Below are 12,114 nucleotides of genomic sequence, written 5' to 3'. Positions count from 1 at the left end.
AGCAGAGTATGTTTTTTCTGAAACAGAATGGTCACTCTGTTTGTTTATCTATAACCAGCACCTCTCCCGTGAATTGCGGGACGGATCTTCCGCCGTGCTTGAAGGAATAATTATGCCAGTAACCTGTAGCCACGCCATTCGCGGCAGTTTTTTCGATATTACCCGTACGGTGAGTACGCCGGATGAACTTTTAGACGCCGCGCGCTACATCGAAGATGGCCTGCTGTTGCTTAATGCAGGCAAAATTGTTTCCCTCAGCCCCTGGCAGGAGGAGAGTTCACAACTGCCACCGGGCTGCGAATTGGTGGATTATCGTGGCAAGCTGATCGTCCCGGGATTTGTCGACACGCATATTCACTATCCGCAAACCGAGATGATCGGGGCCTTTGGCGAGCAGTTGCTCGAGTGGCTGAATCAGTACACCTTTCCGGTGGAAAGTCAGTACCACTGCCCGCAGCACTCTGCGCAAATGTCGGCATTTTTCCTCCAGCAGCTACTAAGCAACGGCACCACCACCGCGCTGGTGTTTGGCACTGTCCACCCGGAATCGGTAGACGCGCTATTTTCGGCCGCGCACGGCCTGGGGATGCGGCTGATCGCCGGTAAAGTGATGATGGATCGCCACGCGCCGGAAGCGCTGACCGAAACGCCGGAACAAAGCTATCGGCAGACGCGCGAGCTGGTTGAACGCTGGCACAACGTTGGTCGCCTGAGCTATGCGCTGACGCCGCGTTTTGCCCCCACATCCTCACCGCAGCTGCTGGAAAAAGTCCGCCAGCTGCGTGAGGAGTTCCCGGATACCTGGCTGCATACACATCTGAGCGAAAACCCGCAGGAGGTCGCCTGGGTGAAGGCGCTGTTCCCTGAAAATAGCGGCTATCTTGATGTTTATCATCAGTATCAGCTGACCGGCCGCCGCAGCCTGTTTGCCCACTGCCTGCACCTTGAAGATGAAGAGTGGGACTGCCTGCACCACACCGATTCCGCTGTCGCCTTCTGCCCAACCTCTAATCTGTTCCTCGGCAGCGGATTGTTCGATCTGCAAACCTGCTGGCAGAAAGGGGTGAAAATGGGTGTGGGCACCGATGTTGGTGCAGGCACTACATTCAATATGCTGCAAACCCTCGGCGAGGCCTACAAGGTGGGGCAGCTTCAGCGCTACAAACTTTCAGCCTGTGAAGCCTTTTATCACGCCACTCTCGGCGGGGCGAAGGCGCTGGATCTGGACCGGCATATCGGCAGCTTTATGCCGGGTAAAGATGCGGATTTTGTGGCGATCGATCCGGCGGTGTCCGCGCTGCAAACCCTGCGCCACGGCAACAGCCTCGATATCTGGGAAAAGCTGTTTGTGTTGATGACCCTGGGTGATGACCGCAACATCGCCGCGACCTGGGTTGAGGGCCGCTGCGTGTGGCAGTGTGATAAATCCCGGCAGGCAGCATAAGTTAATCCGTAATTAGCAGGTTCAGGTGGGCAGTAAGGCATTGCGTCCTGCGTGATTCCACGTTTATTCTGGAAAGCGTGCAACAGGGAGCAGGAGAGCAGGGAAATGCGCAACAAATCCGCTATTTACGCCATAGTTGTGGCACTGAGCGCCAGCCTGTCATCGCTGCTGGCGGCAGAATCATTTAAGGAGAATCAGCCGATGTCCACCCGCCAGCTTAACCCGTTCAGCCAGGCCAGTACGCTGCCTTACCAGGCGCCACCTTTCGATCGCATTAGCGATGAGGATTATCGCACCGCGCTGGAGAGCGCTATCGAGCTGAAACGCACTGAGATCGCTGACATTGCCGCCAATCCGACACCGGCCGATTTTAATAACACTTATCTGGCGCTGGAAAATAGCGGTGAAAATCTGCGCCGGGTCTATAACGTATTCAGCGCGATGACCGCTGGCAACACCAGCGATGCACTACAGGCGCTGGACGAAGAGATTTCCCCAAAGCTGGCCGCGCTGGATGATGACATTCACCTCAATGCTGCGCTCTTTACCCGGCTGGATAGGGTGTATCAGCAGCGCCATCAGCTGTCGCTGGATGATGAATCGTTAAGGCTGGTTGAAGTGACCTGGCAGGCGTTTCAGCTGGCCGGGGCGCGGCTCAGCGATGGGGAAAAAACCGAGCTGAAAGCGCTGAATCAGGAGTCGGCAACGCTCAGCAGCCGCTTTACCCGTCGGCTGCTGGCCGCCACCAAAGCCGGAGGCCTGGCTGTAACCGATCGCCAGCAGCTTGCCGGACTGAACGAGGCGGAGATTGCCGTTGCCCGCGCAGCGGCAGAGGCCCGTGGTCTGTCGGCTCAGTGGCTGCTGGCGTTGCAAAACACCACGCAGCAGCCTGCGCTTCAGTCTATCGACGACCGCAGCACCCGCCAGGCGCTGTTTAACGCCGCCTGGACGCGGGCGGAGAAGGGTGACGAAAACGATACGCGCGAGGTCATTGCCCGGCTGGCGCAGGTGCGCGCCCGGCAGGCGAAGCTGCTGGGGTTCGACAGCTTTTCCGCCTGGAAAATGCAGGATCAGATGGCGAAAACCCCTCAGGCCGCGCTGGATTTCATGCGACAGATTGTGCCAGCGGCCAGCGCCCGGGCACAGCGTGAAGCCGACGACATCCAGCAAATTATTACCCGTCAGAACGGCGGTTTTAACCTGGCACCGTGGGACTGGCTGTTCTACGCCGAGCAGGTAAGGCGCGAACAGTACGATCTTGATGACGCTCAGCTCAATCCCTATTTTGAATTGAACAACGTGCTGGAAAACGGCGTGTTCTACGCGGCAACCCAGCTGTTCGGCATCACCTTTAAACCGCGCGCGGATATTCCGGTTTATCATCCCGACGTTAAAGTCTATGAGGTGCTGGATAAAGACGGCAGCCCGCTGGCACTGTTCTATACCGACTGGTTCCGCCGTGATAACAAGGGCGGCGGCGCGTGGATGGGCAACTTCGTTGAGCAGTCGACCCTGTTGGGCACTAAACCGGTGATTTACAACGTGGCAAACTACACCAGGCCTGCGGAAGGGCATCCGGCACTGCTTTCCTGGGATGATGTCATTACGCTGTTCCACGAATTCGGCCACGCGCTGCACGGCATCTTTGCCGAACAGCGCTATGCCAGCCTTTCCGGCACCAATACGCCGCGCGATTTCGTCGAGTTCCCGTCGCAGATCAACGAACACTGGGCCAGTAATAACCAGGTGTTTAACCACTATGCTCGCCACTATCAGACCGGTGAACCGATGCCAGCCGCCCTGCGCGAGCGGATGCAGGCCGCCAGTAAATTTAATAAAGGCTACGATATGACCGAGCTGCTGGCGGCGGCGCTGCTCGACCAGCACTGGCACCTGCTGGCTGCCGATGAACCGTTGCAGCAGGCTGACGTTATTGAGCAGCGGGCGCTACAGCAGGAAGGGCTGAATTTGCCTGCGGTGCCGCCGCGCTATCGCTCCAGCTATTTCCAGCACATTTGGGGCAACGGCTACGCCGCCGGTTACTATGCTTATTTGTGGACGCAGATGCTGGCGGACGATGGTTATGCCTGGTTTGAGCAGCACGGCGGGCTGACCGCTGAAAACGGGCAGCGTTTCCGCGAGATGATCCTCTCGCGCGGGAACAGCAGCGATTTGCAGCAGCTGTTCCACCGCTGGCTGGAGCGTGAACCGCAAATCGAACCGATGCTGCACAATCGTGGGCTGAAATAGCACCTGCAACGGCGGCGTGAAAAGCGCCGCCATACTCATCCTGGAGAGAATTATGGCCATCGTCGCCTGTCTGCATGCGGCCAGAAGCAATATTGACGTTTTTGAACAGGCTCTGCTGGCGCTGGATTACCCGGACGTTGAACTGCTGCACCGTGTAGAAAGCGAACTGTTTGAGCGCGCTGTCGCGCAAAATGAAGTGACGCCCGATATTACCCTGGCAACCCGGCAGGCCATCAGCGAACTGTGTGAACAGGCGGATGTGGTGATCGTCACCTGTACCACGCTCGGCGTGGCGGCATTTGAAACCGAGTTCAGCAAGCCGGTGCTGCGTATTGATGCCACGCTGGCTAAAGTGTCTTCACGCTATCACGGCACTATCCTGGTACTCTGTACCGCCAGTTCGACCCTTGAATCCACGACCCGCCTGTTCAGCGCCTTTATTCCGGGTGAACGTCTGGTGGTGGAGCTGATCCCGCGTGCGTGGGCGTGGTTTAATCAGGGGGATATCGCCGGTTATCATCAAGTTATCGCCGATTATATTCGCCAGCGGCCGGAATGCGCGCTCGGCTGCATTGTTCTGGCTCAGGCCTCCATGAGCGGCGCAGAAAAACTGATCCATACCACGCTGTCGGTATTGAGCGGCCCGCAGGTCAGCCTGCAGGCCGCAATCGACAGCCTCGCCTGATTACGACTGTACCAGCCTGGCCGCAATAGTCCGCCGTTGCAGCCAGGCATACAGCGCCACCGCCAGCGTGCAGAGTGCCAGCGTGGTCAGCATCACTCCGCCGCCAAAGCGGTCCAGCAACAGTCCGCTAAACAGCGGCACGCTCAGCCGCGACAGGGTAAACAGGCTGGCTTGGATACCATAATCAACCGCCCGGTTTTCCTCGCGGCTGAACGCCATCATCAGCATAAACATCAGTGCCGACAGCCCGCCAATGGCACAGGCCATTAGCGTGGAAATTGCCAGCAGCAGCTCTGCGGAAAGCTTTTGCGAGACTCCTGCCGCCAGCAGCAGCAGCGCAATCCCGGCAAACAGCAGCCAGCCCGGCAGCGCCGTGCTGGCATTGCCTCGGTTCAGCCAGCGTGCGCCAATCAGGCTGACCAGCGCACCGGTGACGCTGCCGCCAACGCCCACCCACATAATCACCTGCTGCATCGGCAGTCCGGCATCCAGCAGCAGCGGTTTCAGCCACAGCCAGCCGCTGCCGAGGAACGGAAAGGCCAGAATGCAGAGCGGATACCAGCCTTTTCCTCCCGGCTGCCGGAAAAAGCCAAGCATCTCGCTGCGGCGATATTCCCCGGCGGGCGGTTCCGGCAGCAGCCTCAGCAGCAGCGCGCAGAGCAGGGCCGCCGCGCTCATTAGCAGACAGGGCAGCGCCCAACCGTAGTGCTGCCAGAGCAGCAGCATAATGCCGCTGCCGCCCACCGCGCCGGTGAACAGCGCAGCGGCGCGAACGCTGCCGGCACGGGCCTGTTCGCCGTCGTGAAACAGCGCAATCGCCAGCGCATTGACCGGCACATCGCACCAGGCCAGCAACAGGCTGCAACACAGCAGCAGAGCAAACAGCAGGCTTTTATTCTGCTGCAAATCGAACTGGCTGAGCAGGGCAAACAGCAGTGCCAGCCCCAGCCAGAGCAGGCTTCCCCAGCTTTTATAGCGCTGGCGGAACAGCCTTCCCCGTTCCACCGGCAGCGCCAGCCACAGTTTGATCACCGCAGGCAGGGCCGCCAGCTGGAACAGCCCAAGCTGCTGGCCGCTCCAGCCCTGCTGATGCAGGATCAGCGGCAGGCCGAGCATCAGCCACGTGACCGGCAGCGTGAGGCTGACGTTAAACCAGAAAAACGTCAGTTGCAGCAGCGCCCGGCTCACGAGCGTTCTCCACGCCAGGCGCAGTGAATGTGCAGCGGTGCCATTGGAAACGGCTGTTCACCGCGATCCTCCACCCGAAAACCTGCTTCGGTCAGCATCTGCGTCAGCTGATGGCGGTGGAAGACGTGCTTACCACGCATCAGCAGCGGCAGGAAGAAGGGCAGAACCCGGCTAACCTGCTGCGGATCGTCTCCCAGGCGTGCGTGGGCACTGATTAAGACGCCTCCGGGATTCAGCCGTCGATACAGATCGGCGAGCGTCTGCGCCGGATCGGCCACGAAGTGCAGAAACGAGGAACACCAGATAATGTCGAAGCGGTCGCTGTCCACCAGTTCGCTGACCGCGCTGAAACGATCGCTCACACCGGCGGCAACGAGATTTCCCTGTGCCACCCTGGCGGTTAGCGGCAGATCCTGCACCACGCCGGTCAGCTGCGGATAACGCTGAGCCAGCGCCGCGCTGACCAGTCCCGGCCCGCCGCCCATATCGAGCATTCTGGCCGGATGGTTGAAACGTGTCACGGTGGCGGCGATCGCGCAGGCGGTATCGGCGGTGAGCGCCCGCTGCTCCTGCGCAATTTGTCCCCCAGCGGCAGCGGCCCAGGCGGCGTCATGCGGCAGCTGTTCGCTGTATTCGGGCAGCGGCTGCTTGAGCATCTCAGTCAGCTGCTGGCCAAATCCGCGCAGCGCCTGAAGGCGGTAGCGCCATGCATCACCCATATAGCGTTCGCCCTGCTGGCAGAGGTACGGAATGACAGCCGAAGCGGTGCGATAAAGAAGCGCTTCGCCTTGCTGCTGCTGTCGATCCAGCAGTTGGAAACTCCACAGCAGCTCCAGCAGATGCGCAGTGGGGTCGGCATGCCACTGCAACTTCTCCGCCAGCTGCCGCGCGCTGAGCGGGTTTTGCAAGTGGTCAAACAGATTGTTTTGCAGCGCCAGCTGCACGCTGTCAGCCAGCACGCTGTCGGCGGCCAGCCGGTCGATCATTGTGACGGGGAAGGTCATAGTTTGTAGCTCACTTTCAGGCCAAGTTCACGCGGCGGGCTGTAAATGCGTACGCTACCGTTGAGGTAGCCCACGGCGTCATACTCTTTATCGGTCAGGTTATCGACGAACAGCGAAACATCCAGGTCGCGCCAGGCATAACCGAGGGTCATGTCGACAACGCCGTAACCGGCCTGACGATACTGATTGCCCGCATCGAGGAAGCTATGGCTGGCTCCGTGCCACTGCAGCAGGCCGTAAGCACCGCTGGCATGTTCGTAACGCAGTCCGAGGCTGGCGGTGGCATCCGGCGCGAAGGTGTTGTGATTACCGGCATAGTCGTTGCTGCCGTCGCGATAGTTATCGAAACGGGTATGGTTGAGCCCGAGTGAACCCTGCAGGCGCAGTTCAGGCAGCAGCGCGTAGTCGGCCTCCAGCTCCCAGCCGGTAGATCGGGCTTTTGCTGCGTTGTTGATATACACCACACCGGCCTGGACCACCTGCTGAACCTGCATATCGTCGATATCCATCAGGTAGACTGAACTGCTGTAACGCAGGCGGCGATCGTCGGACAAACCCTTAACCCCCAGTTCCCAGGAGTGAACTTTTTCCGGGTTGTAACGGAAGTAGTCGGTCGCCGGTGAAAACAGATTATAGCCCCCGGAGCGATAGCCCTGGCTGTAGCTGGCGTAGCTTTGCAGATCGGGCTGCCACTGATACTGCACGGTAATTTTCGGCGAGACGTTGTGCCAGGTGGAGCTGCGTTTATCCATCCCCGTCGGGGACATTTCAATTTCGCTGCGCTCAATGCGCCCACCCAGCGTTACGCTCCACGGGCCGCCCAGCATCTGCGTCCATTCACCGAACAGCGCCTGCGTATTGCCGATCTGCGCGTTACGCATTTCGGTGGACATCATCGGCAGCTTTTGTACGAAGCGGTAATCGTTGTCGTCGCGATCGAAGTACAGCCCGGCCAGCCAGCGATGATCGCTGCCTTCGCCCTGAAGGCGGAATTCCTGAGAGAGGGTGGTGAACTGATTATCGCGCTGCATATGCAGCGTATCCGGCGCGGTGAAATCGGTATCCTGCTGAATACGGTCGAGAATTTCGGTACGGGCGCTGATGGAACGGAACTGCCAGCCGTTTGACAACAGGTGGCGATAGTCGAGGGAGACGACGCTGGCCTGTGAGTGGTTCCATGAATCGGTGCCGCTGGCGACTTTTCTGTCGCGGCTGGCCGCCGGTCCCCACTGCGAGCCGCCGTCATGATAGCGCTGCTGGCTGTAGCGCAGGCGGATATCGTCGGCATCGGTCGGCGTCCAGCGCAGCACGATCCGCGCGTTATTGCGTTCGCGATCGTCGGCTTTGCCGCCAGTGGTAGTGTTATCAACGTAACCGTTTTGCGATTTCCATTCGCCCGCTACGGCGGCATACAGCCGATCCTCAACCAGCGGAGTGCTGAAGCTACCGCGCAGCTGCTGCCGCTGGCGGCTACCGGCAATCGCCGTAATTTCACCGCGTTGTAGATTATCCGGCGTGCGGGTGACAACGTTGATGACCCCGACTTCGGCATTGCGGCCGTAGAGCGATGACTGCGGCCCGCGCAGGATCTCCACGCGATCGACGTCGAGGAAATTATTATCAAAACCCTGTCCGGCCAGCAGGGGCACGCCGTCTTCGCTGAGCAGCATGGCCGAGTTAAACCCGCTGCCGCTGCCGGTTACCCCACGTACCACCGCAAGGTTAGTGCCGGCCTGGCCCCAGGGCTGAAATGCCATACCGGGTGTCATTGCTGCCAGCTGGCTGACACTGTCTACCCGGCGTTCTTCAAGATCTTCACCGTAAAGAACGGAAAGCGATGCCGGTACTTGCACGACAGGCAGTTCCGTTTTGGTGGCGGTGACCACCATCTCATTATTCTGTACGTCGGCGGCGATTGCCGTCATGCCGGGGGCCGCCAGCAGCAGGCCCCAGTAAGATCGTGCCATTCTCATCCTCATCGTTTGTCGATAGCGCAAGGTCAGCAACTATGATATCTATAATGAGAATGCTTATTATCCTCGTTTATATGCGAGGCGGTGATTTTAGTCTGTGAAACGGTGAAGGTGATGATTCAGGCTTTCCAGGGGACACAAAGCTATCGGCTGACATCGGCGGATGCTGAACAGCAGGGCAACATTCGGTCACTGCCTGCCACGGTGGGGCACTGCCTTTCCCGTTTCAATCCGGTGGCAGAAGGCTTTACCGTCGTCTGTTCCAACTACCAGCCGGTGCGGCCTTTGATAGAGGAAACCTGCAACCCACACGATCGCCCAATGCTGGTGCTGACTTTTGGTCTGGCAGGAAACTCGCAGTTTTGCGGGCGCGACGGCAGCGAAACGCAGTTTACCGAGGGCCAGCTTACCGTCACCAGCTTTCACGGCAGCCAGGGAGAACGGCGCTATCGAGGCGGTGAACAGGTCAGCCAGCTGCGCCTGCTGCTGAGCGCCGACAGCGTCAGTCATTATCTTGGTGCGGCGGTCTGCGACAGGCTGTTTGCCACCGGTCGCGTGGTTAACCACGCCTTCACGCCTTACAGTCGGGCAACGGCCACGCTGTTAGAGCAGCTCAGGCAGGGCGGCAATGACGCTCTGATGCTACAGATCCACGCATTAAATTTACTGGCCCTGCAGCGGCATTTGGTGGAAGAGGTGAAGCATAAGCCGCTGCACCCCAGGGACGATCTCCAGCTGGAGCAGGCCCGTGACTGGATGCTGGCCCATCTGGATGAGCCGTTTTCGTTAAGTACGCTGGCGATGGCGGTGGGGCTGAGCGACTACAAATTGAAACAGGGTTTTCATCAGCGCTTTAACACCACCCCCGGTCAAATGCTATTACAGATGCGGATGGAAAAAGCCCATCGTCTGCTGGAACAGGGCTATCAGGTTGCGCAGGCCGGCTGGCAGGTGGGCTATCGCCACGCTAACAACTTCAGCGTGGCGTTTTATCGCTATTTTGGTCGCCAGGCCAGTGAGGTCACCGGGAAAAAAAAGTAGAGGATGTGAAAAAAATGTTTATGCTGGGATAACAATATGCTGCTACCGATTTTGTCGTCCGGGAATTAAACATGTTCGATCTGTCTTTAATGATTCTGCTGTTCCTTGCTGCCTTAAGTTATTTCAGTCATAACCTCACTGTCACGATTGCTCTTCTGGTGCTGGTCGCTATTCGACTGACTCCGCTGCAGCAGACTTTTCCATGGATTGAAAAGCAGGGCGTGACCGTTGGTATCATTATTCTGACCGTTGGGGTGATGGCGCCGATTGCCAGCGGTTCTCTGCCCTCCAGCACGCTGCTGCACTCCTTCCTGCACTGGAAATCCCTGCTGGCGATTGCGGTGGGAATTTTTGTTTCATGGGTCGGTGGGCGCGGCGTTTCGCTGATGAGCAGCCAGCCGACCATCGTCGGCGGACTGCTGATTGGCACCATTATTGGCGTTTCACTGTTTCGCGGCGTGCCGGTCGGGCCCCTGATTGCGGCCGGTCTGGTTTCGCTGCTGATTGGTAAGTTCTGAATCGGGTAGGCGTGCAATCGTTACCGATCGTCGTCATACACCGAAGAGGGATGGCGGCAGAGCGCCTGCACGTTCATTTGCATGTAGGAAAAGAGGGGCAGAGCGCTGAGCAGTTCGTGCAATTCTTCAGCATCCCTGACGTCAAATATGCTGATACTGGCCTGGCTGCCGACAATGCGCCAGAGATGGCGCCATTTTCCCTCTCGCTGTAGCCTGTGCGAATATTCCCGTTCGCGCTGTTTAATATCACTGGCTTCGGCCCTGGTCATTGACGCTGGCAAATTGACAGTCATTTCTACTTTAAACAACATACACAGCTCCTTTTTGCCTGGATCGAACCCTGCCTGGGTTCGCCTGATTTTTTAGGGGCAGCCTTTCTGCTGCCTGCTTTCTGCAATGCGCCTTCACCATAACATCCTTCAAAGGGGCGTTATCGGCCATTTCCTGCCGCATAATATCGGTTACGTTGTCGCGCTGTGCTATTCTGCGGCCCATCCCATTCCGCAAGCAGAGAATACCGTGAGTACAAAACAGGATAAGCGTAAAAAACGCGCGAAAGAAAAAGCGAAACAGGCCAACAAAAGCCGCGCGCACGGCCGCAAACTTGATGCAATTGGCCGCCAGAACTACGAAGCGACGCCGGAAATGGTTGAACTGTTTCACACGCTCCCTGCACTGGACGAAAGCGGTGATATGCCCTTCGTCAATGCCGTTTACGACTGGTCACTGGCCGAGTATCAGTTCGACGGTGAAAATGAGGAAGGAGAAGCATTGCAGGTTGCCGCGCTGTGCGTGATGTATATTCACTGGGTGACCAGCGGCGGTTCAACGACGCTGGTGCAGAACGAACTGATTGAAGCGGCGCTGCGCCTGGTGGAAGACAATGAAGCCTTTAAACAACGCTATCAGGCAGCGCAAGACGCGGCGAATAACGCCTAAAAAAAGGGCAGGTTCCGCATGGAATCTGCCAGTCATCTTGCCAACCCTACTTCATGATCCCTCCCTTCTTATCCGGGATAGCGGTGCAGGACTGCATCACGCCAGATAAGAGGGCGGTTTTGTTTATCTCTTACCTTACTTGCTGGTGTATGCCGTCAGGCTGTCCATTGAATCGCGGGCTATTTGCCACAGATCGTCTTCCCAGTGTGTCGGGCTGAGCAGCTCCGGGCACCATACGCCGCTGTAGCCGGTTTTATTCACCGCAGCCACCCAACGATCGATATCCACTTCACCTTCACCCGGCTGATAGTTACGCTGTACGCGCTCGTCCCACGCCTCTCCCGGGTGCAAACGGCGGCCATCGCAAAAATGCACGCCATAAATCAGATTAACATCAAGGGCTTCCACCTCTTCCGGGGTTGTATCACCACCGGCGTACAGGTGCCAGAAATCAATCACGACGCCGACATTATCGGCACCGACAGCATCGATAATCGCCTGGCCCTGTTTCAGGCTGTTAAACGGCGTAAAGGCAACCACCTCGATCTGGAATTTAATGCCGTACTGTGCGCCAATCGCCGCAATATCCCGGACGTTTTGCGTCAGAATCTCCGTACGCTCTGCTTCAGACAGCGCATCGATTTCATTCAGCGCCATAATCTGTACCACCGGGCAGCCCAGCGCCTGAGCGGCACGGCAAATTTTGTCCGCCTCATCCAGCATTTCGCGGCGTTCCTGCGGCTGATGACGGCCAATGCGCTTCAGCGCATTAATGCAGCTGATTTCAATATTGTAGTGCTGCATCAGCTGTTTATACTTTTCCAGCGTTCCGCCGTGCTCCAGGTAACGGAACAGGTGCTCCGGCAGCAGTTCCAGTGCATCAAAGCCCGTTTCATGGGCGATACGCAACTGAGTCACCGCGTTAGAATGTAAAACGGAAACGCCATGTAACGCTTTTTTCATCGGTCATCTCTCATTCTGATTGCTTCAATGCGCGACGAGACTGAATGATATCTATCAGAGTGAAATGATAGATTTGATAGTTTGATATCATTCATCACCTTCGATCATT

General features: G+C 57.9%; 11 protein-coding genes. 6 read left to right on the top strand and 5 right to left on the bottom strand.

Annotation, left to right across the window (positions count from 1 at the left end):
- Positions 1–112 precede the first annotated feature (112 nt).
- From guaD to OMR58_RS18515, 3 genes are all read left to right on the top strand, one after another.
- Positions 113–1,444 (top strand): guanine deaminase, encoded by a 1,332-nt coding sequence (guaD, locus tag OMR58_RS18525; RefSeq protein ID WP_264546635.1) that lies wholly within the window; start codon positions 113–115, stop codon positions 1,442–1,444.
- A 105-nt stretch (positions 1,445–1,549) separates the two neighbouring features.
- On the top strand, positions 1,550–3,694 hold the full coding sequence (dcp, locus tag OMR58_RS18520; protein ID WP_264546634.1) for a peptidyl-dipeptidase Dcp: 2,145 nt from the start codon (positions 1,550–1,552) through the stop codon (positions 3,692–3,694).
- A 52-nt stretch (positions 3,695–3,746) separates the two neighbouring features.
- A complete protein-coding gene (locus OMR58_RS18515; protein ID WP_200558712.1) occupies positions 3,747–4,379 on the top strand; it encodes a hypothetical protein in 633 nt (210 codons plus the stop codon).
- Here the strand turns inward: OMR58_RS18515 and OMR58_RS18510 are convergent, their stop codons facing one another.
- From OMR58_RS18510 to OMR58_RS18500, 3 genes are read right to left on the bottom strand one after another with little or no spacing between them, the layout of a single operon-like run.
- Positions 4,380–5,567, bottom strand: a complete 1,188-nt coding sequence (locus OMR58_RS18510; protein ID WP_200558713.1) for an MFS transporter — start codon at positions 5,565–5,567, stop codon at positions 4,380–4,382. It lies immediately after the preceding gene.
- The gene (locus tag OMR58_RS18505) at positions 5,564–6,571 is read right to left on the bottom strand and encodes a methyltransferase domain-containing protein (RefSeq protein ID WP_264546633.1); all 1,008 of its coding nucleotides are present in this window, start codon (positions 6,569–6,571) and stop codon (positions 5,564–5,566) included. Before OMR58_RS18505 ends, OMR58_RS18510 begins: the two co-directional genes overlap by 4 nt.
- Positions 6,568–8,538 carry a TonB-dependent receptor gene (locus tag OMR58_RS18500; protein ID WP_264546632.1) on the bottom strand — a complete coding sequence of 657 codons (1,971 nt, stop codon included), beginning with the start codon at positions 8,536–8,538 and terminating at the stop codon, positions 6,568–6,570. The genes OMR58_RS18505 and OMR58_RS18500 overlap by 4 nt, the downstream gene beginning before the upstream one ends.
- Before the next feature lie 120 nt (positions 8,539–8,658).
- Here OMR58_RS18500 and OMR58_RS18495 point away from each other — a divergent pair, with 120 nt between their 5' ends.
- Both OMR58_RS18495 and OMR58_RS18490 read left to right on the top strand, forming a co-directional pair.
- Complete coding sequence (locus tag OMR58_RS18495; RefSeq protein WP_200558718.1) at positions 8,659–9,585, top strand: AraC family transcriptional regulator; 927 nt, start codon at positions 8,659–8,661, stop codon at positions 9,583–9,585.
- A gap of 71 nt (positions 9,586–9,656) precedes the next feature.
- Positions 9,657–10,103 (top strand): DUF441 domain-containing protein, encoded by a 447-nt coding sequence (locus OMR58_RS18490; RefSeq protein ID WP_200558720.1) that lies wholly within the window; start codon positions 9,657–9,659, stop codon positions 10,101–10,103.
- Between the two features lie 20 nt (positions 10,104–10,123).
- On the opposite strand, the gene catC is transcribed toward OMR58_RS18490, so the two are convergent.
- Positions 10,124–10,414, bottom strand: a complete 291-nt coding sequence (gene catC / locus OMR58_RS18485; RefSeq protein WP_200558722.1) for a muconolactone Delta-isomerase — start codon at positions 10,412–10,414, stop codon at positions 10,124–10,126.
- Positions 10,415–10,622: 208 nt separating this feature from the next.
- Here catC and OMR58_RS18480 point away from each other — a divergent pair, with 208 nt between their 5' ends.
- A complete protein-coding gene (locus OMR58_RS18480; protein WP_105595487.1) occupies positions 10,623–11,042 on the top strand; it encodes a hypothetical protein in 420 nt (139 codons plus the stop codon).
- A 135-nt stretch (positions 11,043–11,177) separates the two neighbouring features.
- Here OMR58_RS18480 and OMR58_RS18475 read toward each other — a convergent pair whose 3' ends face one another.
- Positions 11,178–12,005 (bottom strand): sugar phosphate isomerase/epimerase family protein, encoded by an 828-nt coding sequence (locus tag OMR58_RS18475; RefSeq protein ID WP_200544777.1) that lies wholly within the window; start codon positions 12,003–12,005, stop codon positions 11,178–11,180.
- Positions 12,006–12,114 lie beyond the last annotated feature (109 nt).

This window comes from Erwinia sp. INIA01 (assembly GCF_025947915.1).
In the GTDB taxonomy this organism is placed as follows: domain Bacteria; phylum Pseudomonadota; class Gammaproteobacteria; order Enterobacterales; family Enterobacteriaceae; genus Erwinia; species Erwinia coffeiphila.
The sequence above is the reverse complement of the archived record's forward strand: the minus strand, read 5'-3'. Positions and strand labels throughout refer to the sequence as shown.